The sequence below is a fragment of the Serratia sp. LACPHL-BACT-2024-00286 genome (assembly GCF_043109535.1).
Taxonomy (GTDB): domain Bacteria; phylum Pseudomonadota; class Gammaproteobacteria; order Enterobacterales; family Enterobacteriaceae; genus Serratia; species Serratia sarumanii.
In genome coordinates this window covers 1,269,063-1,294,242 of record NZ_JBICNA010000001.1, presented here as the reverse complement: position 1 = coordinate 1,294,242, position 25,180 = coordinate 1,269,063, and the positions used below count along the sequence as shown (strand labels likewise).

The 25,180-nt window shown below is 58.1% G+C and carries 25 protein-coding genes; 15 read left to right on the top strand and 10 right to left on the bottom strand.

Annotated elements, in window-relative coordinates:
• Positions 1-16 precede the first annotated feature (16 nt).
• From ACF8MC_RS06135 to ACF8MC_RS06115, 5 genes are all read left to right on the top strand, one after another.
• The gene (locus ACF8MC_RS06135) at positions 17-2,335 is read left to right on the top strand and encodes a hypothetical protein (protein ID WP_353038805.1); all 2,319 of its coding nucleotides are present in this window, start codon (positions 17-19) and stop codon (positions 2,333-2,335) included.
• An 80-nt stretch (positions 2,336-2,415) separates the two neighbouring features.
• The gene (locus ACF8MC_RS06130) at positions 2,416-3,324 is read left to right on the top strand and encodes a hypothetical protein (RefSeq protein WP_287146060.1); all 909 of its coding nucleotides are present in this window, start codon (positions 2,416-2,418) and stop codon (positions 3,322-3,324) included.
• A 145-nt stretch (positions 3,325-3,469) separates the two neighbouring features.
• Positions 3,470-3,892, top strand: coding sequence for a translesion error-prone DNA polymerase V autoproteolytic subunit (gene umuD, locus ACF8MC_RS06125; protein WP_033637997.1), 423 nt, complete (start codon positions 3,470-3,472; stop codon positions 3,890-3,892).
• The gene (gene umuC / locus ACF8MC_RS06120) at positions 3,892-5,160 is read left to right on the top strand and encodes a translesion error-prone DNA polymerase V subunit UmuC (protein ID WP_287146057.1); all 1,269 of its coding nucleotides are present in this window, start codon (positions 3,892-3,894) and stop codon (positions 5,158-5,160) included. Before umuD ends, umuC begins: the two co-directional genes overlap by 1 nt.
• A gap of 434 nt (positions 5,161-5,594) precedes the next feature.
• The gene (locus ACF8MC_RS06115; RefSeq protein ID WP_164097468.1) at positions 5,595-5,999 is read left to right on the top strand and encodes a hypothetical protein; all 405 of its coding nucleotides are present in this window, start codon (positions 5,595-5,597) and stop codon (positions 5,997-5,999) included.
• Here ACF8MC_RS06115 and ACF8MC_RS06110 read toward each other — a convergent pair.
• Together ACF8MC_RS06110 and ACF8MC_RS06105 are read right to left on the bottom strand one after the other, a co-directional pair.
• Positions 5,996-6,214: a hypothetical protein gene (locus ACF8MC_RS06110; RefSeq protein ID WP_004940942.1), complete on the bottom strand. Its 219-nt coding sequence runs from the start codon at positions 6,212-6,214 to the stop codon at positions 5,996-5,998. The two genes, ACF8MC_RS06115 and ACF8MC_RS06110, sit on opposite strands and share 4 nt — an antisense overlap.
• Before the next feature lie 63 nt (positions 6,215-6,277).
• Positions 6,278-6,442 (bottom strand): hypothetical protein, encoded by a 165-nt coding sequence (locus tag ACF8MC_RS06105; protein ID WP_154609290.1) that lies wholly within the window; start codon positions 6,440-6,442, stop codon positions 6,278-6,280.
• A gap of 292 nt (positions 6,443-6,734) precedes the next feature.
• On the opposite strand from ACF8MC_RS06105, the gene ACF8MC_RS06100 reads away from it, so the two are divergent.
• The 5 genes from ACF8MC_RS06100 (at position 6,735) to ACF8MC_RS06080 (ending at position 9,770) form a co-directional block, all read left to right on the top strand.
• A complete protein-coding gene (locus tag ACF8MC_RS06100; protein ID WP_164105076.1) occupies positions 6,735-7,085 on the top strand; it encodes a DUF4377 domain-containing protein in 351 nt (116 codons plus the stop codon).
• 183 nt (positions 7,086-7,268) lie between these two features.
• Positions 7,269-8,468 carry an enoyl-ACP reductase FabV gene (gene fabV / locus ACF8MC_RS06095; RefSeq protein WP_060438789.1) on the top strand — a complete coding sequence of 400 codons (1,200 nt, stop codon included), beginning with the start codon at positions 7,269-7,271 and terminating at the stop codon, positions 8,466-8,468.
• A 227-nt stretch (positions 8,469-8,695) separates the two neighbouring features.
• A complete protein-coding gene (locus ACF8MC_RS06090; RefSeq protein WP_033646423.1) occupies positions 8,696-8,914 on the top strand; it encodes a hypothetical protein in 219 nt (72 codons plus the stop codon).
• A 171-nt stretch (positions 8,915-9,085) separates the two neighbouring features.
• Positions 9,086-9,391 carry a hypothetical protein gene (locus tag ACF8MC_RS06085; RefSeq protein WP_047568025.1) on the top strand — a complete coding sequence of 102 codons (306 nt, stop codon included), beginning with the start codon at positions 9,086-9,088 and terminating at the stop codon, positions 9,389-9,391.
• A 43-nt stretch (positions 9,392-9,434) separates the two neighbouring features.
• Positions 9,435-9,770, top strand: coding sequence for a hypothetical protein (locus ACF8MC_RS06080; RefSeq protein ID WP_033638120.1), 336 nt, complete (start codon positions 9,435-9,437; stop codon positions 9,768-9,770).
• A gap of 37 nt (positions 9,771-9,807) precedes the next feature.
• On the opposite strand, the gene dcuR is transcribed toward ACF8MC_RS06080, so the two are convergent.
• From dcuR to ACF8MC_RS06065, 3 genes are all read right to left on the bottom strand, one after another.
• On the bottom strand, positions 9,808-10,527 hold the full coding sequence (gene dcuR / locus ACF8MC_RS06075; RefSeq protein WP_033638121.1) for a two-component system response regulator DcuR: 720 nt from the start codon (positions 10,525-10,527) through the stop codon (positions 9,808-9,810).
• The gene (locus tag ACF8MC_RS06070) at positions 10,520-12,133 is read right to left on the bottom strand and encodes a sensor histidine kinase (protein WP_164105077.1); all 1,614 of its coding nucleotides are present in this window, start codon (positions 12,131-12,133) and stop codon (positions 10,520-10,522) included. Before ACF8MC_RS06070 ends, dcuR begins: the two co-directional genes overlap by 8 nt.
• Positions 12,134-12,258: 125 nt before the next feature.
• A complete protein-coding gene (locus tag ACF8MC_RS06065) occupies positions 12,259-13,101 on the bottom strand; it encodes a class I fructose-bisphosphate aldolase (RefSeq protein WP_047727766.1) in 843 nt (280 codons plus the stop codon).
• Positions 13,102-13,585: 484 nt separating this feature from the next.
• Between ACF8MC_RS06065 and ACF8MC_RS06060 the strand changes: the two genes are divergently transcribed.
• The 5 genes from ACF8MC_RS06060 to ACF8MC_RS06040 all read left to right on the top strand — a co-directional run bounded on the left by ACF8MC_RS06060 (position 13,586) and on the right by ACF8MC_RS06040 (position 19,021).
• A complete protein-coding gene (locus tag ACF8MC_RS06060; RefSeq protein WP_033638124.1) occupies positions 13,586-14,515 on the top strand; it encodes a sugar ABC transporter substrate-binding protein in 930 nt (309 codons plus the stop codon).
• Between the two features lie 75 nt (positions 14,516-14,590).
• Positions 14,591-16,075 carry a sugar ABC transporter ATP-binding protein gene (locus ACF8MC_RS06055; RefSeq protein WP_033646419.1) on the top strand — a complete coding sequence of 495 codons (1,485 nt, stop codon included), beginning with the start codon at positions 14,591-14,593 and terminating at the stop codon, positions 16,073-16,075.
• A 15-nt stretch (positions 16,076-16,090) separates the two neighbouring features.
• Positions 16,091-17,131, top strand: a complete 1,041-nt coding sequence (locus tag ACF8MC_RS06050; RefSeq protein WP_392423156.1) for an ABC transporter permease — start codon at positions 16,091-16,093, stop codon at positions 17,129-17,131.
• Positions 17,132-17,196: 65 nt separating this feature from the next.
• Positions 17,197-18,117: a sugar ABC transporter substrate-binding protein gene (locus tag ACF8MC_RS06045; protein ID WP_164105078.1), complete on the top strand. Its 921-nt coding sequence runs from the start codon at positions 17,197-17,199 to the stop codon at positions 18,115-18,117.
• A gap of 139 nt (positions 18,118-18,256) precedes the next feature.
• Complete coding sequence (locus tag ACF8MC_RS06040; protein WP_049235098.1) at positions 18,257-19,021, top strand: SDR family oxidoreductase; 765 nt, start codon at positions 18,257-18,259, stop codon at positions 19,019-19,021.
• Positions 19,022-19,050: 29 nt separating this feature from the next.
• Here the strand turns inward: ACF8MC_RS06040 and lhgO are convergent, their stop codons facing one another.
• The 5 genes from lhgO to metQ all read right to left on the bottom strand — a co-directional run bounded on the left by lhgO (position 19,051) and on the right by metQ (position 24,961).
• Positions 19,051-20,241, bottom strand: a complete 1,191-nt coding sequence (gene lhgO, locus ACF8MC_RS06035) for an L-2-hydroxyglutarate oxidase (protein WP_164105128.1) — start codon at positions 20,239-20,241, stop codon at positions 19,051-19,053.
• Positions 20,241-20,960: a FadR/GntR family transcriptional regulator gene (locus ACF8MC_RS06030; RefSeq protein ID WP_033638129.1), complete on the bottom strand. Its 720-nt coding sequence runs from the start codon at positions 20,958-20,960 to the stop codon at positions 20,241-20,243. The genes lhgO and ACF8MC_RS06030 overlap by 1 nt, the downstream gene beginning before the upstream one ends.
• Entirely contained in the window at positions 20,957-22,912 is a 1,956-nt protein-coding gene (locus ACF8MC_RS06025) for a TRAP transporter permease (protein ID WP_060420644.1), read from the bottom strand. Before ACF8MC_RS06025 ends, ACF8MC_RS06030 begins: the two co-directional genes overlap by 4 nt.
• Positions 22,913-22,925: 13 nt before the next feature.
• Positions 22,926-23,960, bottom strand: a complete 1,035-nt coding sequence (locus tag ACF8MC_RS06020; protein WP_033638131.1) for a TAXI family TRAP transporter solute-binding subunit — start codon at positions 23,958-23,960, stop codon at positions 22,926-22,928.
• 185 nt (positions 23,961-24,145) lie between these two features.
• Positions 24,146-24,961, bottom strand: a complete 816-nt coding sequence (metQ, locus tag ACF8MC_RS06015; protein ID WP_033638132.1) for a methionine ABC transporter substrate-binding lipoprotein MetQ — start codon at positions 24,959-24,961, stop codon at positions 24,146-24,148.
• Positions 24,962-25,180 lie beyond the last annotated feature (219 nt).

Here is a 25,180-nt window from a genome sequence, read left to right as displayed (position 1 = left end):
TAGAGAGAAATAAATCATGTCAAATAATGGTTTGCCAGTCACTGACGTGGTAGGGGTTTCTGTTACCCTTGGCCAGCGCCGCACTGCCGGCGCATCAGCAGGTGATGCATACGCCCAGGCAGCCCAAGGTAGTGCAATTTCAGCGGCTAATTCCGCCGCAAAAGCTACTCAGGCTGAACTTGGTGCGGCGGAAGCCGCCGAAGGCGTGGCTGAAAATGCAGTCATTGCTTCGGGTGCAGCAGATCGCGCCGAAGCTGCGGCAGAAATCGCGCAATCTGGTGCTGATGCTTATCCTGATGTCGCTGCTGCACAAGCCGCGATCGACGCTGGCACTGAAACGCGGCGTTATTTCTCTGTTCGCTCGACCATTTCAACGCAATGGGTTGATGAATATGAAAACGTCAACGGTGTAGCGACGCCAACGGGCCGCTATCTGAGTAACGGGAAATACGTTGATGAGATTGCCGCCTCTGTTATTTCGCTGCTGGCGAGTCTGATTGAAACTAACAGGCGAACTGCCTCACTTCGGCAATATCAATCTGAGCAATGGCAGTGGTTAGTTGAGGGTGCCGGCGGCGCTTCTGAGACAGCAATGGCGCTTGATAACGATTTTGGGTTGTGGCTGGCTGGGTTAAAGTCTTCAATTCAAGATTATATCGAACAGCTCATGCCGAAGAGCATTGCAAATCGATACGTTGATCTGCAATACGCTATCGTGGCAAAAAACGGCATTGACGGACTGCTAACAATAAACAATAACGGCGATATTCGGATCGTCGGCACTGATGACGTTTTGCAAGACAGATTGAACGCGATTTGCTCGACCACGTTTTCTCGCCGTGTTGCTGGATTCCAGTTCGTTATTTTCACATCGGATATGAAGTCGGCAATATTCGCTATTGATGACGATGGCGGTGTGCATATTCCCGGCATTGATGGCCCGCTTCAAGATAATCTCGGCGAGTCTTTGGCATCAATCACGACTGTCGGCGGCGTTCCTGCAGCTGCGTGGCGCGGTGATATTGTGTGGTCTGAGCGTCCTGTGTTAACGGCGCAAGAACTGACATCAAGCGGCTTTGTATTCAGCTATATGCCAGGTGGTGATGCTACTTCTGGGGCTGGCGTGATGTATGTTCCATCTATACGAGAAATGCCTATTGATGCAACCGTGATTCACGGTGCTGGCGCCTGCGGCCAATCTCTTAATCTAGCGTTCGATACTGCTAATTCGAACATTGTTAATATTGATAAATCATTCCGTGGTCGCTTATTGGCGGGTATAAACGGAAATCCAGAAGGTAAGAATGTAAATGCTGTAAATAATGATGACGTATCAAACCTTAACGATATGAGTTACCCATCATACCGCCAAGGTAATATCCTCCCAATGTACAATAAACTCATGTCCAAGGGTGTTGGAAATATTATTTATATCCATGCTGGATTTGCGGCTGGTGGTCGCTCATTCATACAAATCAGCAGGGGGACTGTGCCATATGAAAACGGCCTGAAATTTGTTCGAATGGCTAAGAGTGCTGCGGACGGTGTCGGTAAGCAATATATATTTAAGTTTCTGTCTCATGAGCATGGAGAAACTGATTCCGATAATGGTGATTGCCGAAATCCGGGAGACTATCTCGCAAAAGAAAACGTCTATTTCCCCGGCATTCAAATCGACTTTAAAGGCATTACCGGCCAGACAGACGATTTCCTGATTGTTATCGGGCAGGTCGGCAGTCGCAGCAACACCAAAGCTGGAGCCGTTGATGAAGAGGGTAACCCGACGGGCGAAAGCATCGTGGTTCAACCGTATTCAGTTCCAGCGGTTGACCAACTCGCATACGTGCGCCAAAACCCCGACACGGCGATTATGTACGGCCCTAAATACATGCTGAACTGGCTCTATAACGACAACTCGCTCAGTCATCTGAACGCAAAAGGGAAAGTGCTACAGGGGGAATATACTGCACAGGCCATTCACTGGCATCTGTACAACGCAGAGAAAAAAGGCACGTGGACTGGGCTGAAAGTAAAAAGTCTTTCCGTCTCAGGAAATATTGTTGATTTGCTCTGTGATGTCCCATATACGCCGATCGTCATTGATACCAACTTCATCGCTGATTGTTTGAATCAAGGAATTAGTCTCGAGAAAAACTCCGCATCAGTTCAGAGCGTCACCGTCGTCGACGGTAACATTATTCGCGTTGAGTTTGATAAAGCTCCCGCGCCTGACGATTACATGCTGATCGGCTTTACTAATACCGCGCTAAGTTCAAGCGGCTATGTTTATCCATTGACGTGTTTTCGTGATTCATCCCCAATTAAATCACGATAGATCACCCGAAATAACGAACCTTTCCCCCTTTACAACTGGCTGTGCCTCGATCGCCTGCCTATTTCCGGAGGATTTTAAAAATGACAGCAGCTATTAATACTGGGAAAAGTTATTCTGGTTTCCGCCCAGCCCTGGACTTATCAGCTTCCATTCTTGATCCGTCGGCGCTATTTAGCGCCTATAAAACTCGCGTGGTGGCCGATGGTGGCTCTATTCCAGACGAGCCGGGTTGTCTTACGCGGTTTGAGTTCCTTGTGAATAACGGGATGTATAGTCGAGCGACGTTCTGTGCAGCGCCGGCGTTTGGTTTAAAAGTCGATGGTGCTGGAAATGTCCAAACCGTTTATAACCTGCTTGGCTCTGCTGGGGATTTGATCGCGGGTTCCCAAGGAACTCCACCGCTACCCATGACCTACGATGCCACTGCGCGCGCGGTTATCATTCAGGTCACATCGGGTGGGGGCTGGTATCTCAAAAGCCGCACGAATCTTGTTATCCAGAAAAGTTCGACTTATTTGATTGCAGGCCGCATGAGCGACCTCAATCGTGCCGACAATAACGGAATTACTGCCGGATACAATCTGACAGGTTTACCGATGGCGTATCTTCGGACGATGATAACGAACAACAGCGCAGTTACTGAGGCGTGGCGATATGGGTCACGCGATAGCGCATGGCCTGCGGGTAGTGGTGGCGCGCTCAATGCCGCAACGAATATCTATGCTGACTACGTGCCATCTGCGGGCCTGTTCAAAGTGGCTCAAGGGGTTATTGAGGGGTACGAGAAAGGGAAGTTGCTTGCGACCTCCGCGCCGGCGGCGACGGGAAAACTGGCTGATTTGAGCAGCTACACTACGCCGATGTTGATCGGTGGTACACAGTTGGCGAATAACATCGTCAGCGCGTGCTACGGGGCATTCCAAGACATGCTTTGTCTTCACACTGCCGACGAATCCGACGCGATTCTTGCTTCACGCTTGGGTATGTAACGCTGGGCCGGGTGGAAACCCGGCTATTCATAGAAACTATCTTTCTTTACCGATCAATATCCTACCGTTCTAACAAAAATCCGAACTTTCCCCCGTCAAAATCTTGCGCATATACTGTATAAAAACACAGTAACAAGGCAACATTATGACTTTCTTTTATCCAACACCAAACCCAACCAAGCTCAAAATCCCGCTGTTCGCCGATAAGGTGCCGGCGGGGTTTCCCAGTCCTGCGGCAGATTACGTCAGTTCGCGCATCGATCTGAACGAATATTGTATTAGCCATCCCAATGCGACCTATTTTCTCTATGCGACAGGTGATTCAATGCTTGAGGCCGGGATCACTGAGGGCTCTATGCTTGTGGTTGACCGTAGCATCAGCCCTGCACATGGCGATATTGTGATTGCCAGCATAGCCGGCGAGTTCACAGTGAAGCGCCTCTGTTTGCACCCCCGCGCACAATTGGAACCCATGAACCCGAAGTATGAGCCGATCTTGCTCCATGACGGCGGCGACGATCTGGAGGTGATGGGCGTTGTTGTGTCTTCGATAACGAGGCTCAAGTGATGTATGCGCTTGCTGATGTGAACAGCTTCTACGCGAGTTGTGAAACGTTGTGGCGCCCAGATCTGCGAGGGCGTCCTGTTGTCGTTCTGTCGAATAATGACGGATGCGTCGTAGCAAGAAGCAAGGAGGCGAAGGCGTTAGGGCTAAAAATGGGAGAGCCCTATTTCAAAATTAAGCGTGAATTTGAGCGCGCGGGAGGCATCGCGTTTAGCAGTAATTATGAGCTATACGCCGACATGTCTCAGCGTGTGATGGCTGTTTTAGAAGAGATGGCACCACGCGTAGAAGTATATTCAATTGACGAAAGTTTCCTCGATCTGACTGGCGTTCGTAACTGTATCGATCTGGATACTTTTGGCCGCCAGGTGAGAGCGAAAGTGTTTCGCAATACAGGGCTAACTGTGGGCGTTGGCATAGCCCAAACCAAGACGTTAGCAAAGCTGGCAAACTTCGCGGCGAAAAAGTGGGACAAGACTGGCGGAGTAGTGGATCTGTCCAATGAAGGGCGCCAGCGCAAATTGATGGACCTCGTGTCTGTCGATGAGGTCTGGGGTATCGGGCGCCGGATATCGAAAAAGCTCAACATGATGGGGATTGAAACGGCACTACAACTGGCCGATGCAAGCACAACGATGATCCGCAAGCATTTCAGCGTTGTGATAGAGCGAACGGTGCGAGAGTTACGCGGCCAGCCTTGTCTTGAGCTGGAGGAGTTTGCGCCGACAAAACAACAGATCATCTGCAGCCGCAGCTTCGGTGACCGGATCACCGAGTATGATCAGATGCATCAGGCAATTTGCATGTATGCGACGCGTGCCGCTGAGAAGTTGAGGGAAGAGCACCAGTATTGTCGGCATGTCAGCGCGTGGCTCAAAACCAGCCCATTCGCCATCAATGAGGAATACTATGGCAACACCGCAAGCATAAAATTGAGCACACCAACGCAGGATACTCGGGACATTATCGCTGCGGCTATGCGTTGCCTTGATGCGATTTGGCAACCCGGCCATCGGTATCAAAAAGGCGGGGTGATGCTGCAGGATTTTTATAGTCAAGGAGTGGCTCAGTTAGGGCTGTTCGATGAGTACAAACCACGGCATAACAGTGAACAACTTATGGGCGTGATTGATCGGATCAACAATTCGGGCAGGTCGAAACTGTGGTTTGCTGGTCAAGGGGCGCACCAGGCGTGGTCAATGAAACGTGAGCTACTGTCGCCGGCATACACGACACGGCTGAGTGATCTTCCGCGAGCGCGAGTATATTAGCCTTTGTGATTGAGAGTTTTAGTACCTAAATTATTCCGAATTGCTCCGAGGGTTCTGGTAACTATTTGAAATTAAAGGCAGGGAATGCAAGGTATAGCAAGGGATTGCAAAGACTAAATGCTTGGTAACACATTGTTAAAAAAGGATATTTTCATTCTCTTTCGTATAAAGGAATCGTATTCGGTCTTTTTTTGTGTGATTGATTTATAAGGGAATTCCACTTAAAGCGCCAATAAAACTTCGGTTTCTCTTTCCAGTCGTAACACCTCAGCTCCTCACTCCCCATCCGCACATATCGCTAATTTAGCCGCACCAAAAGTCATTACGTCATTTATGGCACTGATAAGCTCCGGTCATTGCTCCCATCACCGGTTAAATGAGAGTGGCATTATGGGGAATATCAAGGCATTAGGCGTTATAAAAGGAAACCTGTGTTGAACGATCGGTTGAGCCAGTTGAAGAGGGCGCTGCCCGGTTATCTCGAGGCGTGGCGTGAGGGGGCTTTACCCTCTGACTGGGGGCAGATGGCCAACCCCGAAGTGGTTGCCGCCCTGTTGGCGGAGTGGGAGGCGCTAAGCGAATTGGCGTCGCTGTTCGAAACCGCGACTGAAACCCCAACCGATCCCGCCGCGTTTTGGCAGGCGCGCGCCGAGCTGATGGCGCAGCGCAATCGTGAGCTCAATGACCAACTGGCGACGCCAATCCGTTTGCCCGGCGCACGGGTAGCCTTCTTTGGCTATGTGAAAACGGCGGTGATGGACGCCAGGCAGGTGAAGGCGGCAATTCGCGATGCCGGTTTTACCATTGCGGGCGACAGCCAAAATGAGAACACGGCTTAACGCGGCTTCTTCTCAAATTTCTCGGCAAAAAAGAACCGCAGCAATTTATGGGTCCACAGCAGGATGGCGCCGACCACCACCAGCGAGACGACGAAATGCGACAGGTTTTTCGGCGCGGCGTAGCCGTGAGTAAAAGAGACCCCTGCGCCGCTGAGCAGCAGGGTGGCGATCCAAAAGCCGAGCAGCAGGCACAAGGTACGGAACAGTTTAAACATTGTTATCACCGAAATGCTGAAAGCGCCGACTGAACGGAAAGACTCAGCCGGAGCTCTGATTAGTTAAAACAGCTGAGCGTGAGCAGGTATTGCCGCCTTTATTGCTGTGCTGCTGCTGTTGTTCTTGTTGCCACCGTTGTTGTTGACGCGTCCATTGCTGCCGCGGTTGTTGGCAAAGTTACCTGCGCCGGCGATCAGGTGAAAATATTTAGCCTCGATCTCTTGCATAAAACTCCCTCTTTATCGATTCGGTTAAATGGCGTATAGCTTGCGCAAGCCAGCTGTTTTTAACAGAAAAAACGGCGGGGATAATTACCGGTTCGGATAAGAACAGGGGATTTATTTGCAGGTATTTACCAGGCTGATAAGCGTGCCGGAGATTGATATTCCTGCGTGAGTCATTTCGCTTAACAAGACGTTCTTTACGATGAATGGCGCCGCCACCGGCGCGCAGCAAGGTTCAATTCACCCGGCCAATTTGTTAGGATCGCCCGACCTACATGACTATTGGTGCAGTACATTGAAAATTAAAGCGTTGTTATTTGTTGCGTTGGCCGCACTGGCCGGCTGCAGCCAGGAGGGAACCTCGATGAATCAGCCCGCAAACGAGAAAGGCGGCCAAACGGAAGTGTTGCTGGTGAACAGTGCGCTGGTGGACTGCGTGGGCGTCGCCCCGATGAAGTGCATGCAGGTGCGCCGCTCCGCGCAGCAGCCGTGGGAGTTGTTCTATACCGGCATCGAAGGTTTCACCTTCGAACCGGGCTATCAGTATCGGCTGAAAGTGCGCGTTACTCCGGTAAAGAACGTGCCGGCCGATGCCTCATCGCTGCGTTACACGCTGATTGAGCAGTTGGAAAAGAACAAGGCGTGACCCTCGACAGGCCGGGTAATCGCAATCCGGCCTGCCATGATTATCCCTTTACCATCATGACATGCCTCGGCGGCGGGCTTGCCGACTGGTCTGTTCACTGCGCTTGTTTTCGCACTTTCTTAAGTATATTGAGAAAATCAGGTATATTGTCCTTCGGTTTTTAGCTACCAAGAAAAAATTACTATGATTATCAAACCTAAAATTCGTGGTTTTATCTGCACCACCGCTCACCCGGCAGGCTGTGAAGCCAACGTCCGTGAGCAAATCGCCTACGTTAAGTCGCGCGGCGAACTGAAAAACGGGCCTAAAAAGGTGCTGGTCATTGGTGCATCCACCGGTTACGGTCTGGCCTCGCGCATCAATGCCGCTTTCGGCAGCGGTGCGGCCACCATCGGCGTATTTTTCGAGAAGCCTGGCAGTGAAGGCAAAACCGGTTCCGCCGGTTGGTACAACTCCGCCGGTTTCGACAAGGCAGCTAAAGAAGAAGGCCTGTACGCGAAAAGCATCAACGGCGACGCATTCTCCAACGAGTGCCGTCAGACCGTGATCGATCTGATCAAAAAAGACCTGGGTCAGGTTGACCTGGTGGTTTACTCGCTGGCTTCGCCGGTGCGTAAGATGCCGGAAACCGGCGAAGTGGTGCGTTCCGCACTGAAGCCGATCGGCGAACCGTACAAATCCGTCGCGCTGGACACCAACAAAGACGTGCTGGTTGAAGCCGTGGTCGAGCCGGCCAACGAGCAAGAAATCGCCGACACCGTGAAGGTGATGGGCGGCCAGGACTGGCAGCTGTGGATGGACGCGCTGGACGAAGCGGGCGTGCTGGCGGATAACGCGCAGTCTGTCGCTTACTCCTACATCGGTACCAATCTGACCTGGCCAATCTACTGGCACGGCACGCTGGGCAAGGCGAAAGAAGATCTGGATCGCGCGGCGCACGCCATCAACCAGAAGCTGCAGGCCAAAGGCGGCGCGGCTTACGTTGCGGTGCTCAAGTCGGTGGTGACTCAGGCTTCCTCTGCCATTCCGGTGATGCCGCTGTATATCTCCATCGTGTTCAAAATCATGAAGGAGCAGGGCATTCACGAAGGCTGCATCGAGCAGATCCAGCGTCTGTTCGCCACCAAGCTGTACAGCGGCGCGGCGCCGGACACCGACGAGAAACACCGCCTGCGTCTGGATGACTGGGAACTGCGCGACGAAGTGCAGGAAACCTGCCGTGCCATCTGGCAGCAGCTGAACGACAACAACATCAACGAACTGACCGATTACCAGGGCTACAAGGCGGAATTCCTGCGCCTGTTCGGCTTTGGCCTGCAGGGCGTTGACTACGACGCCGATCTGAGCGGCGAAGCCAACTTCGACGTGATCGAGCTGGTCTAAGCGCGTCGAGCGGTCAAACAAGGTCGGGTTAGCCCGGCCTTTTTTATTGCCTGCGAATTATCGGGTGGCTAAGCGAAAATGTTTATTTTGGGTTAACAGACGAACCGGGTGATTGACATCGGCAGTCGGATGGTGAAATAACGGCGGTTATTAAACTAAAGAAAGTCATTTTTTTATTTACCCTTGCCGCCGGCTGCGGGTATTTTATTTCCTTTAAGGAGGAAATTATGACATGGCGTTATTGTGCCACGGTATCGTTGTTTTTGTTGAGCGGCTGCAGCGCGATTCAGCCGACGTCGACGTCCCCAGACTGGTCTCAGCCGCAGCCTGCCACGCGGGAGCAGCGGCAACGCATCATGGCGGGTGAGTCCGCCTCCTCGGTATTACATGAAGGAAACGTCGGCATTGGCGGCACCTTTGATGGGGCGAAAATATTCGATCGTTAATCCGCTAAATATATTCAGCCAAATTAATGCGCGCATTCTGCCGATATTGTCGGAGGGTTTACCTTTCCTGCGTTATTCTGCCGTGGCCCAACCATTCATTGCGTTAACAGACAATTCGTTTTCCTTATAGGGAGCCGCCGGTTTATTTCGGCGTAATCAAAGGAGTTGCCCATGGCGAAGGAGATGGCCGCGATCTTTCTCTTGCTGTTATTGCCGCTAAGCCAAAGCGCCGGCGCGGCGCGTTACGACAGGCCGTGCGAAGGCGTGTCGCCGGTGCTGTTTCAAAAGCGCCTGAAAGCGTTGGCGCAGGATCTGCGGCAGGAAATGAGTGAGGAAGCGACGCCGACAGAGCGCGATGCGGAGGAGTTGGCGCGCTTGGCGGAGTGCGGTATCGAGCCCGGCAAAGCGCCCGTCACCGGCGGGCAGCGCGCGCCCCGTTCAGAGGAAAAGCCGCCGGCATCGCCAAACGGTTGTTGAACCGGCGTGCGCGCAGAGTCAAGCGATGTAAAAGGAGTCATTGATGAAAAGGATTGTGTTGGCCGGCGTGGCCTTGTGTAGCTGCTGCTTCGCGCAGGCGCGGGTGGATTTGGAATACCATGCGGCGCCGCCGAAGGACAGTAAGGTCACCGAGGAGTACCAGAAAAAGCGCGACGCATTGCGCCACAAGGTGTGGAATGTCGATAACCTGACGCTGGCCAACGAGCAGGCGATTGCGCGCGAACAGCAGCGCGAGGCGGCAGAGACCGCCGAGCGGCAGCAGCGGAACCTGGAGCAGCAGCAGAAAAAGCAGCGCTGCCTGCGGAGACACTCGAAAGATCCTCACCGCGAGGCGAAGTGTTACACGCACAGCTTCTAACATTAATCGTCCGGGCGCCATCAGCGCCCGGCGTCGTTTAGGCCGGGCGGCAATGCTCCTTCAGCATGGCGATCGCGTCCGGTTTCAGCTGATACAGATAGACCGGGCGGCCGGTGGCGCCGTACAGAATACGGGTGCCGAGAATACCGCTCTCCGCCAGATAGATGAGGTACTTGCGGCAGGACACCCGCGAAATGCCGATGGCGTTGGCCAGATTGTCGGTGGAAAACTCGTTATCGTGCTGCTGTTCGATCCACTCGCAGACCGTGCTCAGGGTGATGCTGGTCAGCCCCTTCGGCAGCTTTTTGCTCTCCTGGCCGCCGGGCTGGCGGCGCAGCAGGCTGTCGACGTCGGCCTGCGAAAACTCGCGCTGCGCCAACAGCTGCGACTGCTGCCGGTAGTGGCTCAGCGCCTCCTTGAAGCGGCTGAACTGGAACGGTTTGATCAGATAATCCACCACCCCGTAGTGCAGCGCTTTTTGCACCGTGTTCACGTCGCTGGCGGAGGAGATGATGATCACGTCGGTCTTCTCGCCCAGTTCGCGCAGGCCGGGCAGCAGATCCAGCCCGTTCTCCTGCTGCATGTAGATATCCAACAGCACCAAATCGATGCTGACGCCGGCATCGGCCAGCAGCGCGCGCGCCTGGCTCAGAGTGGCGACCGTCGCCTGGCAGTGAAAACCGCCGACCTGGCTCAGGTAGTATTTGTTCAGCTCCGCCACCATCGGGTCGTCGTCGACAATCAGTACGTTAATCATGGGTTCTGCTCTTGGCCTGATAGGGAAGGTGCACGAAAAATTGGGTCAGCTCGCCCGGTTCGGACTCGAAATCGATGTTGCCGCCCAGTTTCTCCAGATGGCTGCGGATCAGCGCCAGGCCGATGCCGCGTCCGGTTCCCTTGGTGGAAAATCCGTGTTCGAAGATGCGCGCGCCGATCGCCGGATCGATGCCGGGGCCGTCGTCGCTGACGATACAGTGTAATTGATCGTCGTGATGATGGAAGCTCAGGCCGATCTCGTGGCCCTCAACGCCGTCGATGGCGTCGATGGCGTTTTCGATCAGGTTGCCGAGCACGCTGATCAGCACGTGGGTGGTTTCCGCATCGTCGGTTTCCGGCAGCAGGCTGGTTTCCTCGATGGTCAGCTCAACACCGGCTTCGTGGGCGCGGCTGATTTTGCCGATGAAGAAGCCCGCCACTTCCGGCGAGTGGATCTTGCGCAGCAGCGCGCCGATCTCTTCCTGATAGTTGCTGGCGGTATTGATGATGTAGTTTTCCAACTGCTGGTAGGCCTTCATGTGCAGCATGCCGAGTATCACGTGCAGCTTGTTCATAAATTCGTGCGACTGCACCCGCAGCGCATCGGCGTAGTGCGCCATGCCGCTCAGGCGCTGCAGCAGGCGGCTGACCTCGGTCTTGTCGCGGAAGGTGGCGATGGCGCCGGTCACCTGGCCGTTGACGATCACCGGGACGGTATTGGTCAGCAGTTCGCTGCCGTTGAAGCCGATCTGCCGATCGCGCAGCGGTTTGCCGCTGGCCAGCACCTCCGCCAGATGCAGCTGCGCCGGCCAATGCTTGCTGGCGGCTTCCAGCAGCAGGTTTTCCACCGGGCCGCTCTGGCGCAGCAGGCGCTTGGCCTCGTCGTTGACGATGGTGATGCGGGATTCATTATCGACCGCGATCACGCCTTCTTTAATCGATTGCAGCATGGCGTTGCGCTGTTCGAACAGGTTGGAGATTTCGTAAGGCTCGAAACCCAGCATGATGCGCTTGAGTGCGGAGACCAGGAAGAAGGTGCCCAGGCTGCCGACCAGGGCGGCGAAGGCGATGGTCCAATAGATGATCCAGCGGCTTTCCGCCACCACCCGCTGCACGGTGTCCAGCGCGATGCCGAGCGCCACCACGCCGATTTGCTGTTTCTGCGCGTCATACACCGGCACGAACACCCGCAGCGCCGGGGCCAGCGTGCCGCGGTTGATGGCGCTGTTGACGGTGCCTTGCAGCGCGGGCGCCAGATCGTCGCCGATAAAATGCTGGCCGATCAGCCAGGGTTTGGGGTGCGAATAGCGGATGCCCTGCATATCCACCACCACCACGAACAGCAGCTCGTTTTGATGGCGCACCTGCTCGGCGAAGCGTTGAATGGCGCCGCTTTGATCGCGCCGCTGCAGGCCGTCAACCACGGTGCTGGAGAGCGCCAGCGTATTGGCGACGGCGATGGCTTTCTGCTGCAGCTGATCTTGCCCCTCGCGGCTCATCTGCACGAAAAACAGTGCGAACACCACCAGCAGCACCGAAGCGATGATGGCGGATACCATCAGCGTGATGGAGGTGCTCAGCTTGAGCGGCACCCGTTGTTTTGGCATGGCGGTTCTCCGAATGGCGATATCACGGCGTATTCTAGCGAGGAATGAGGCAAGCTGCAGTTACCGGCAGCAGGTTATAGCATGCTGCCGGGGAGCGGGGGGCTTATTTTAGTTACAAAAGCGGGTCACTGCTGGTGGTAGATCTCCAGCGCCTGTTGGCCGCTGGCGCCCTGATGGATGATTGCCATCAACGCGCGCACCACCTGCGACGGATTGCTGTGTTGATAGACGTTGCGGCCGTAAACCATGCCGGAGGCACCCTGGGCCATCAGCGCGGCGGATTTCTCCAGCACCGGCCCCAGCTCCCCCTTGCCGCCGCCGCGCACCAGCGTCGGGCAGCGCGCCGCTTCCACCACGCGGTGAAAATCTTCCACCCGCTCGGTTGGATCGGCCTTGATGATGTCGGCACCCAGTTCGCGCGCCAGCCGCACCAGCGGCACGATCTTCTCCACGTCGCCGAGCGAGCCGTAGGCGGCGCCCTGGCCGGCCGGGGCCATCACCAGCGGTTCGATCATCAGCGGCATGGCGTATTGGTCGCAGGCGTGGCGCAGGCGGCCGATGTTCTCCACGCACTGGCGGAAAATGCCGGGCTCATCCGGGATCATATACAGATTGACCACCACCGCGGCGGCGTCCATTTGCAGCGCCGCCAGGATTGGCGCCTCCGGATTGTGCAGCACTGCCCACATCTCGCGGTGGCGGGCGGCGTTATAGGCGTTGCCGACGTCGGTGCGCATCACCAGCGCCGGTTTTTCGCGCTGCGGCGCGCGCTGCAGCAGATCCGCCTGGCCGTAGTTGACCTGAATGGCGTCGGGGCGCGCGGCGATCAGGTTGCCCATCACCCGTTCGATATCTTCCAGGCCGATCAAGAAATCCGGTTCGTTGGCGATGCCGTGATCGATCGCCACGTCCAGGCACTTGCCGTTGTTGAACAGGCGGTTCATCCGCACCTTGCTGCTGAGCTGCATGTCAGGTCCTCTTGAGATAGGGATATGTCCATTATTGCCGAGTAAGGATGGTCGGGAAACGCGGAAACCGCAAACTGCGCGGCCGCTCGCAGTTTTTGCCGGCGCACGAAAGGGGCACGCTCGCCGGCGGCTTGCACTTCATTTGTTAGATCCGTGTCATGTTTTTGTTAATAAGCCATTCCAAAATGCATGTTTCGCTTGTTTGGGTTAAAAAGTTTCAATAATCTCAATTATGAAATAAACATTTAAAAAAGCGGTAAGGACGCCGTTTGTTGTGCCAGGGGTTTATTTCAATTGGTTGTTTTTAATCTGTTTTGAGACATCGATCACCATTTTTACAACGGCCTTGATACGGCGATAACGCGGTAAATTCGCCGTATCAAAGGGATAACACCGACCGTATTGTTGTTTGAATGTAAAAAATATTTTTCATTAGCTGTCAACCAACAGACCTCTTCATTCTAACGATTAAAGGGTAACGAACATGAAGCTGAAGAAACTGATCGCCGCCTCGGTACTGATGTGCATGCTGCCGGCCAGCGTGCTGGCGAAAGACATCAAGATCGGCGTTTCCATGGCTTACTTCGATGACAACTTCCTCACCATTCTGCGCCAGTCGATGCAAAACAAAATGAAGGCCGACGGCAACGTCAGCGGCCAGTTCGAAGACGCCAAGGGCGACATCGCGCAGCAAATTCAACAAATCGAAAACTTCGTCAGCCAGGGCGTCGACGCCATCATCCTCAACCCGGTGGATACCCAGGGCGTCAAGCCGATGATCAAGCTGGCCGAGAAGGCCAAGATCCCGCTGGTGTTCGTCAACCGCAAGCCGGAAGTGGCGCTGCCGGCCGGCATGGCCTACGTCGGCTCCGACTCCAAGCTGGCCGGCAAGCTGCAGATGGAGGAACTGGCCAAGCTGATGAACGGCAAGGGCAACGTGATGATCCTGATGGGCGAGCTGTCGAGCGAAGCCACGCGCGACCGCACCCGCGGCGTGGAAGAGGTGGCGGCCAACTACCCCGGCATCAAGATTATCGATAAGCAAACCGCCAAATTCTTCCGCAAAGAGGCGGTAGACGTCACCACCGACTGGATTTTGTCCGGCCAGCAGATCGACGCCATCGCCTCCAACAACGACGAAATGGCCATCGGCGCTATTTTGGCGCTGAAGCAAGCCAAGAAATCCGGCGTGCTGGTGGCCGGCGTTGACGGCACGCCCGACGCGCTGGAGTTCATCAAGAAGGGCGATCTGGCGCTGAGCGTGTTCCAGGACGCCAAAGGCCAGGGCGAAGGCGCGGTGCAGACCGCCGTTCAACTGGTGAAAGGCGAGAAAGTGGAGAGCAACGTGCTGATCCCTTACCAACTGATCACCCAGGCCAATTACCAGCAATTCGCCGATAAAAACAAGAAATAAGCCTTGAAGCCCGCCGCGGGCGCCGGTGTGGGGCGAGCGCGGCGGAAAACGTGGGTCAGTGCGGAGGTAAGCGGTATGTACCCTTATGTTCTTGAGGCCGAAGGCATCAGCAAGCAGTTCCCCGGCGTCAAAGCGCTGGATAAGGTCTCGATTAAAATCAAACCCGGCAGCGTGCACGCGCTGATGGGGGAAAACGGCGCGGGCAAATCGACGCTGATGAAATGCCTGATCGGCATCTACCACCCGGACGAAGGCTCGATAAAAATCAAAGGCCGGCCGGTCACCTTCAGCGACACGCTGCAGGCGCTGCATTCGGGCATTTCCATGATCCACCAGGAGCTGAACCTGGTGCCTTACATGACGGTGGCGGAAAACATCTGGCTGGGGCGCGAGCCGGCGCGGCTGGGGTTCGTCAACCACGAACAGCTGAACGAACAGACCCGCGAACTGCTGGCGCGGCTGAACATCAAACTGCAGCCGGACACGCTGGTGGGCGAGCTGAGCATCGCCAATCAGCAGATGGTGGAGATCGCCAAGGCGGTGTCCTACAACGCCGACGTGCTGATCATGGACGAACCGACCTCGGCGCTGACCGAAGGCGAAGTGGTGCACCTGTTCGCCATCATTCGCGAGCTGCGCGAGCAGGGCAAAGGCATCATCTATATCAGCCACAAGATGGACGAGATCTTCGCCATTACCGACGAAGTGAGCATTTTCCGCGACGGCACCTTCATCGCCTGCGACAAAACCGAAAACCTGACCAAACAGTCGCTGATCACCATGATGGTGGGGCGCGAACTGACGCAGATGTTCCCCAAATTCAACAACAATATCGGCGAGGAAGTGCTGCGGGTGGCGGGGCTGCGCCGCAGCGGCTGGTTCCATGACGTGTCGTTCAGCGTCAAGCGCGGCGAGATCCTCGGCGTCGCCGGGCTGGTGGGCGCCGGGCGCAGCGAAGTGATGGAAAGCCTGTTCGGCATGCACCCGGCGGACGGCGGCGAGATCTTTATCGAAGGCCAGGCGGTGAAGGTGGATTCCCCGGCGAAGGCGATCGAGAGCGGGCTGGCGTTCCTCACCGAAGACCGCAAGAAATCCGGCCTGTTTCTGGTGCTGTCGGTGGTCGAGAACATGAGCATCGTCAACCTGTCGGAATACATCGGCAAGAACGGTTTCGTCAGCCATGTGCAGATGGCCAAAGACTGCATGGAGCAGATTAAAAAGCTCAACATCAAAACGCCGACCATGGATCAGATCATCAATAACCTCAGCGGCGGCAACCAGCAGAAGGTGCTGATCGCGCGCTGGCTGCTGGCGCAGCCGAAAATCCTGATCCTCGACGAACCGACGCGCGGCATCGACGTGGGGGCGAAAGCGGAAATCTACCGCCTGATCAGCGAGCTGGCCAACCGCGGCGTCGCCATCATTCTGGTCTCCTCCGAGCTGCCGGAGATCCTCGGCATGAGCGACCGGGTAATGGTGATGCACGGCGGCCGCATCACCGGCATTTTGGACAAAGACGACGCGGACCAGGAGAAGATCCTGGCGCTGGCCTCAGAATAACGAAGGGTGAACATCATGAGTAACGTAAAGATTGAGAAGCCGCTCTCCGCCGATTCAACGGGCAAGGGAACGCTGTTCTCCGGGCTGAGCGGCAAAATGCCGAAGGATACCGGCATCTTCATCGTGATGATCGGCATCGCGCTGATCTTCGAAATCCTCGGCTGGTACATGCGCGATCAGTCGTTCCTGCTGAATCCGAACCGCCTGCTGCTGATCGTGCTGCAGGTGGCGATCATCGGCATCATCGCGGTGGGCGTCACCCAGGTGATCATCACCACCGGCATCGATCTCTCCTCCGGCTCGCTGATTGCGCTGACCGCGGTGGTGGCGGCCAGCCTGGCGCAGACCTCGGACAGCATCTCGCCGATGTATCCGGGGCTGCTCGATCTGCCGGCGGCGATCCCGATCGGCGCGGGGATCGGGGTGGGCATCGTCTGCGGCTTTATCAACGGCTTCCTGATCACCCGCACCGGCATTCCGCCGTTCATCGCCACGCTGGGGATGATGGTGTCGGCGCGCGGCCTGGCGCAGTACTACACCAAGGGTAACCCGGTCAGCTTCCTGTCGGACGGCTTCACGTCGATCGGCCAGGGGGCGATGCCGGTGATCATCTTCCTGGTGATTGCGGTGATCTTCCATATCGCGCTCAAGCATACCCGCTACGGCAAATACATCTACGCCATCGGCGGCAACATGACCTCGGCGCGGGTTTCCGGCATCAACGTCAACAAGTACCTGGTGACGGTTTACACCATCGCCGGCGGCCTGGCGGGGTTGGCGGGTGTGGTGCTGGCGGCGCGCGTCAGCAGCGGCCAGTCGAGCATGGGGATGTCGTATGAGCTGGACGTCATCGCCGCGGCGGTGATCGGCGGCAGCAGCCTGATGGGCGGCGTCGGGCGCATCACCGGCACGCTGATCGGCGCGGTGATCCTGGGCCTTATCAAAAGCGGCTTCACCTTTATCGGCGTCGACTCTTACATTCAGGACATCATCAAGGGCGTGATTATCGTCGCCGCCGTGTCGATCGACATGAGGCGCAACCGTAAAAAACACTGATTGCCGTGAATTGCCGCCGGCGTCAGGGTTGGCCGGCGGCGTTTTTTTTACCTGGGGGGCACATCATGAACTACCTGAAAGGGCTGTGGCTGGCGGTGGCGCTGTGCGCGTCTACCCCGGCATGGGCGCAAACCATCGGCGTGTCGATGGCCTATTTCGACCAGAATTTCCTCACCATCATCCGCCAGGCGATCGACAAGGAGGCCAAGGCGCGCGGCATCACCGTGCAGTTCGAGGACGCGCGCGGCGACGTCGGCCGCCAGACCGATCAGGTGCAGAGCTTTATCAGCGCCGGGGTGGACGCGATTATCGTCGATCCGGTCAACTCGGCCAGCACGCCGGTGATGACCAAAATGGTGCAGGCCGCCGGCGTGCCGCTGGTGTACGTGAACCGCACGCCGGGCGATGCCAAACTACCGCAGGGCGTGGTGCTCGTCGGCTCCGACGAGCGGGAATCCGGCACGCTGCAGATGGAAGAGCTGGCGCGGCTGGCCGGCTATCAGGGCAACGTGGCGGTGATGATCGGCAACCTGACCGACGCCGGCGCGCTGCAGCGCACCAAAGACGTGGAGCAGGTGGTGAGCAAGTACCCGAAAATGAAGGTGGTGCAGAAGCAGAGCGCCAACTATTCACGCAGTGAAGGCATGGATCTGATGATGAACTGGCTGACCAACGGCGAAGCGATCGACATCGTCGCCGCCAACAACGACGAGATGGCGATCGGCGCAATCATGGCGCTGCAGCAGGCGGGCAAGGCGGACAGGAAAGTGCTGATCGGCGGCATCGACGCCACGCCGGACGGCCTCAAGGCGCTAGCCTCCGGCAAGATGCAGGTCACGGTGTTCCAGGACGCGGTCGGCCAGGGCAAAGCCTCGGTCGATGTGGCGCAGCGCATGATCAACGGGGAAAAGCTCGAACCGTATTACTGGATCCCGTTCGAGCTGGTGACGCCGGCCACGATGCAGAAGTATGCGGCCAGGCCGTGAGTTAACCGTCAGATTCGCGTTGCCGGGGCGCTGCTTGCAGCGCCTTTTTTATTGGCGTCAGTTATATGTCCGCTTGCGGCCAGCGCGGCGCCGGATCTTGCTTCACACTGAGGATCTTTAAACCGTGTGAGGATGAGCGATGAACGCATTAAACGGCAAGGTGGCGGTGATCGGCGGCGCCAGTTCGGGGATCGGCAAAGCGGCGGCGCTGCTGTTCGCCCGCCAGGGCGCAGCGCTGGTGTTGGGCGCGCGGCGCGAGCCGCTGTTGGCGGAGCTGGTGGAGGACATTCGGCGCGAGGGTGGCCGGGCGCTTGCGGTGGCGGGCGACGTGCGCGACGAAGCCTTCGCCGAACGGCTGACGGCGACGGCGGTCGACGAATTCGGCGGGCTGGATATCGCCTTCAACAACGCCGGCACCTTAGGGCCGCTGGGGCCGTCGCTGGCGTTGAGTGCCTCAGAGTGGCGCGAGGTGCTGGAAACCAACCTGTCCAGCGCCTACTACGGCGCCAAATATCAAATCCCCGCCATGCTGGCGCGCGGCGCGGGCTCGGTGATTTTCACCTCCACCTTCGTCGGCCACACCGCGGCGTTTCCCGGTACGGCGGCCTATGCGGCCGGCAAGTCGGGGCTGATCGGCCTGACGCAGGCGCTGGCGGTGGAATTCGGCGGGCGCGGCATTCGGGTGAACGCGCTGCTGCCGGGCGGCACCGATACGGCAATGGGCCGGCAGATGAGCAATACTCCGGAGGCGTTGGCGCAGGTGGCCGAACTGCACGCGCTGAAGCGGCTGGCGGTGCCGGAGGAGATCGCGCAGGCGGCGCTGTATCTGGCGTCTGACGCAGCTTCATTTGTCACCGGCACCGCGATGCTGGTGGATGGCGGGGTGTCCATCCAGCGCGGCTGAGACCACGGGCGCCGTGGCCTCAGTGGGCGTCAGAAAGCGGACAGATGGCGGCGCACGATCTCGCGGCCGATCTCCAGCGAGGCGGTCGCTGCCGGAGAGGGAGCATTGCACACGTGCAGCGAGCGTTTACCCTGCACGAAATGGAAGTCGTCCACCAGCTTGCCGTCGGCGGTCAGCGCCTGGGCGCGCACGCCGGCCGGGCCGGGGCGAATATCCTGCTCCTGCAGCGCCGGGATCAGCCGACGGGCGTTCTCGGCAAAGCGGCGGCGCGACAGCGAACGGCGCATTTCCGCCAGCCCTTCGCCGAGGTAGTTGCCGGCGATTTTCCAAAAGCCGCGATAGCCGAGCACCTCGCTCAGATCGCACAGGCTGAAGTCGCATTTGCGGTAGCCTTCGCGTTTGAAGGCCAGCACCGCATTGGGGCCGACGTCGCGCTTGCCGTTATACATACGGGTAAAATGCACGCCGAGGAAAGGGAAATCCGGGTTGGGCACCGGGTAGATCAGATGGTTGACCAGGTGGTTTTTCGCGTCGTCCAGCACATAGTATTCACCGCGGAACGGCACGATCTTCATGCCGGTTTCGTAACCGGCCAGTTTGGCGATGCGATCGCTGAACAGCCCCGCGCAGTTGATCAGCAGTTTTCCCTCGAAGGTATCGCCGGCGGCGGTGACGGTGACGCCGCCGGCGTGTTCGCGGATGGCCTCAACCTGATGGCCGTAGGCGATCTCGCCGCCGCGCCGCACGATGATCTCCGCCAGCTTGGCGGCCACCTCCGCGTAGTTGACGATACCGGCATCGGGCACCAGCAGCGCTTCAAGGCCATTGACGTGCGGTTCGCGCTCCCGCAGCTGCGCCTGCGACAGCCGGGTGACCTGCAGGCCGTTTTGCAGGCCGCGCTGATAGATGTTCTCCAGCCGATCCAGTTCGTTTAGCTGGGTGGCGACAATCACCTTGCCGCATTGGTCGTGATACAGGTCGTGTTCGCGGCAGAAGGCGAACATGCTGCGGTTGCCCTGTTTTGCCAACTGCGCTTTCAGGCTGCCGGGCGTGTAGTAGATGCCGGAATGCACCACGTTGCTGTTGTGGCCGCTTTGGTGCGCCGCCGGGCCGCGCTCTTTTTCCAGGATCAGAATGCGCCGCTGCGGATCCGCTTCCTGCAGCGCATTCACCACGCCGAGCCCCACCAGGCCGGCACCGATAACGATCGCGTCGTACATCACGGCTCTTGCTCCTCGTTTTCCAGGCGGCGTAATTTGCCGCGTACGTTGTTCAGATGGCTTTGCATGGCGGCGGTGGCCGCCGCCGCATCGCCGTCGCGAATGGCGATAAATACCCGCTCATGTTCGTCGATCACCCGCTGGCGCTCGGCCTGCCGCCCTAGGTTTTTGCTGAGCGAGTACACCAGCACCCCCAGATACAGCTCGTGCATGTTATCGAGGATCTGCACGAAAAACGGGTTATGCGAAGCCTGCATGATGGCGCGGTGGAACAGGTAGTCCTGCCGATAGCCGATCTGGCCGTCGTTCAGCGTACAGTCACGAAAGGCGAGGTGCGCCTGTTCGATCGCCTGCAACTCCTGTTCGGTGCGGCGCTCGGCGGCCATGCGCGCCGCCTGTTGTTCCATGACTTCGCGCATTTCCAGCAGCGCTTCCACCTCGCGGCGGTCGGCTACCTCCATCACCAGCGGTTCGTATTTGCTCAGCAGCGAATGCTGTTCCACCCGGTGGCCGCCGCCCTGGCGTGAGGAGATGATGCCGCTGACCTCCAGCACGCCGAGCGCCTCGCGCACCGGCACCCGGCTGACGCCGAACGCGTCTGCCAACACGTTTTCCGACGGCAGTTTCTCGCCGACCGGAAAGGTGCCGTCGTTGATGCCGGCTTTCAGCTGCGCCAGCACCTGATGAGAGGCTTTCTGGCGCGTGACCTTGCGGATCATGACGCGCCTCCCGGCAGTGCGGCGCGCTGTTTATAGCGCAGCAGGTGCATGGCGGCGGCGGCGGCGATCAGGGCCGCGCCGCCCAGATCGGTCATCAGGCCCGGTTTGATCAGTAAAATCGCCGCCGCGGTAAACAGCACCCGCTCCAGCCAGTGGGTCTTCATCAGCCAGAAATTGGCGCTGGCGATCGACAGGGCGTAGATCCCCACCAGCGCGCTGATCACCATATGCAGCACCGACAGCGGGTTGAGATCGTCGCCCTGCATCAACAGCATCGGGTTGTAGACCAGAATGAACGGGATGATAAAGCCCGGCAGCGCCAGGCGCACCGCGTCCCACGAGGTTTGCATCGGATCGGCGCGGGCGATGCTGGCGGCGGTGTAGCTTGCCAGCGCCACCGGCGGCGTGATGTTGGACAACGCGCCGAACCAGAACACGAAGAAGTGCGCCGCCAGCGGCAGCACGCCGGCTTTGATCAGGATCGGCGACACGGTCACCGCCACCACGATGTAGAGCGCGGTCGAGGGTAGCCCCATGCTGAGCACGATGCACACCAGCATCACCACCAGCAGGATCATCCACAGGGTGTTGTCGGTCATGGCGACGATGTTGAACGCCAGCGTGGAGCCGATGCCGGTCATGGTCACCACGCAGATGATCACGCCGATGGCGGCGCAGGCGATGGTGACCTGGATCGAGCCGCGCGCCGCGTCGTTCAAGGCCAGCGCGATTTTTTTCGGCGTCATGCGCACCGAACTGTCGGGGGTGAGCCAGCTGGCGACGATGATAGAAATGATGCCGAGGAAGCCGGCATAGATCGGCGTTTTACCCAGCAGCAGCGTGCCGATGACGATGACGAGCGGCAGCAGCAACAGCCCGCGCGCCTTCAGCACCGCGCGCACCTGAGGGATGTTCTCCTTGTTGATGCCCTTCAGGCCCTGTTTCTTGGCCTCCAGGTCGATAGCCATGATCAGCGCGGCGTAATAGAGCAGCGCCGGCACGATGGCGGCGATGACGATGGTGGTGTACGAGATGCCGAGGAAGCCGGCCATGATAAACGCCGCCGCGCCCATGATGGGGGGCATGATCATGCCGCCGGTGGAGGCGGTGGCTTCCACGGCGCCGGCGAAGCGGGACGACAGCCCGATGCTTTTCATCAGTGGAATGGTGAAGGTGCCGGTGGTGGCGACGTTGGCCACCGCGCTGCCGCTCAATGAGCCGGTCAGTGCCGACGAGATCACCGCCACCTGGGCCGGGCCGCCGCGGCGGCGTCCGGCGGCGGCCAGCGCCAGATCGTTGAACAGCGCGGTTGCGCCGCTGACGCTGAGAAAGGCGCCGAACAGAATAAACACCACGATGGCGGTGGAGGCGGTGGACAGGGTGATGCCGAAAATCCCCTCGCTGGTCATGAACAGCCGATACAGCAGGCGTTCCACCGAGAAGCCCCCGTGGCCGAAAATGCCCATGAAGTACTGCCCGAACAGCGCATAGAGGATGGCGAAAGTCGCCAGGCCGGGGATGAAATAGCCGGTGGTGCGCCGCGCGGCTTCGAACAGCACGCCGATACCGATCGCCGCCATCACATAATCGGTGGCGTTGGGGATGCTCTTGCGCACCACGTGCAGATCGACGTAGTTAACGTAGAAATAGCCGTAGCTGACCAGCGTCAGGATGATGAACAGATAGTCCCAGCGGTTGAAACTGCGGGTGGCGTGCCGGGCCGAGAAGGGGAACAGGATAAAGCCCAGGATCAGAATGCCGCTCAGGAACGTGGTGTTGCGGTAGAACTCCTGCGTGTTGGACAGCGCGTTGGCGTAGATGGCATAGGCGGAAATGGCGATCGCCAGGACGGTTGCCAGCTGCAAATAGATGCCGCTCAGCGGCCGGTTGCCGGCGCCGGCTTCCTTGTCCAGATCGACGGCGGGCTGCGGTGAAGAAGGGTGAGTGCTCATACGTCCTCCTGGGTTAGGGGTTGGCGGCCAGCGCGGCGGCTTCCGGCGGGATCAGATAATCGGGTATCTCGACGCCGGCTTCGCGGTAGTAGCGATAGGCGCCGAGGTGCAGCGGCACGGAAACGCCTTTCAGCGCATTCTCCAGCGAGATGTATTTGGCCGAGCTGTGTACCTGGTGCACTTCCGGCAGGTTCTCGAACATCGTTTTGGTCAGGTCGTACACCAGCTTTTCATCGAGCCGGCTGAGGGCCACCAGAATATTGGGCTGCGCGATGGTGGCGACCGCTTTGGGCTGGCGGGGGTAGGTCTCCGCCTTGATGTCGAAGCGGAACCAGGAGTTGGCGATGGCGTTGATGCTGGCCAGCTGTTCGTCGGTGACTTCCAGGATGCGTGCCGGCACGCCGCTGGCATACATGTCGGTGACGGCGGCGGCCGGCACCCCGGCGGGCAGGGCGCCGCCGTCCAGGCGCCCGTCGCGCATCGCGGAAACCGTGTCGCCGTAGCCGAGGTATTCCGCCGACAGCGACTTCTTGGTCAGGTTGACGCCCTGTAGGATGATCATCGTCGACTGTTCGGTGCCGCTGGCCTGCGGCCCGACGGAAAAGCGCGTGCCGGCGATATCGTTCAGCGTGCCGTCTTTGACCCGGCTTTCCAGCATTACGAAGTGTTCGACGTTGGGCCACAGCATGGAGATGGAGCGCAGATCGCCGTAGGCGCGGCCGTCGAAGTTGCGCACGCCCTGATAGGCTTCGACGGCGATCAGGCTCTGCAAAATCGCCAGCTGCGCCTCGTCTTTTTGCAGCAGGTCGATATTCTCGATCGAACCGGCGGAGGATTGGCCGGTGACCTGTATCCCCTGGCGTTTCAGCCGGTTGCTCCAGACGTTGGCCAACCCGACGCCCATCGGGTAGTAGGTGCCGCCGGTGGAGGCGGTGGCGACGGAGAGGAAGGTTTTATCGGCGTTCTCCGCTTTACCGGCGATGGCCAGCAACGCGGCGCCGACCACGGCGCAGGTAACAAGCAACGCTTTGATTTTTCTATTTTTCATTATTTTCCCCAGCGGTTTTTTGAAACAAATAGAAAACATTTGCGCAAACTTGTATACAACATGGCAGCTTTATTCACCTAAAGCGCCGTGCTTGATTTGTGATCTGAGTGGGCGAAAATTGAACGGCGCGGCGGAGGGCGGAAATGAAAAACCCGCGGCGGGCGCCACGGGCATGCGGGGGAGGGTTACCAGCCTTTGACGGCGTCGCCCTTGTAGATGTCGGCGGCGCTGGCCGCCACTTCATCGGTCTGATAGGCCTTGACCAGATCCTTCACTTTCTCGCTGTCTTTGTTGTCGATGCGGCTGGCGAAAATGTTGACGTACGGCGAGTTTTTGTCTTCGACAAACAGCCCGTCCTTGGCCGGCGACAGGCCGATCTGGCTGGAATAGTTGGTGTTGATGATCGCCAGCGTCACTTTCTGATCGTCCAGCGCGCGCGGCAGCTGCGGCGCTTCAATCTCGACGATCTTCAGCTTTTTCGGGTTGCCGACGATGTCCAGCGCGGTCGGCAGCAGGCCGACGCCGTCTTTCAGGGTGATCAGCCCCTGTTTTTGCAACAGCAGCAGCGAGCGGCCCAGATTGGTCGGATCGTTCGGCACCGCCACCTGCGCGCCGTCCGGCAGCTGGCTGAGTGCGGTTATCTTCTTCGAATAGCCGGCGATCGGGTAGACGAAGGTGTTGCCCACCGCGGCCAGCTTGTAGCCGCGCTCCTGCATCTGCTTGTCGAGATACGGCTTGTGCTGGAAGGCGTTGACGTCCAGATCGCCGTTATTCAGCGCTTCGTTCGGCAGCACGTAGTCGTTGAAGGTCACCACCTCCACGTCCAGATCGTATTTCTGCTTGGCGACCTTTTGCACCACCGCCCACAGCGACTGATCGATGCCGGCGCTGATGCCGACCTTGATGTGGTGATCGTCCTGTGCGGTTGGGCCACAGGCGGTCAGCAGCAGCGTGCCGGCGGCGGCCAGCGCCAGGGTGAGGTTTTTCAGCGTAAATGTCATTTTCCCAGGGTCCTTGTCAACATTGCCTGCTAATTTTGGCTGGCAGAATAGTGGCAGTGACTGTAGGTAATCGCTGGGATAAAACAAAATACTGATTCACTATGACTCATAGCGATTAGCTATGAGCGGCCGCCGCCTGGCGCGGTGCGGATTGTTTTGACGGCGAATCGGCGGGCTTATTATGATAGCCGTTGGCCCGCGAGGGCAGACTAGGTACTG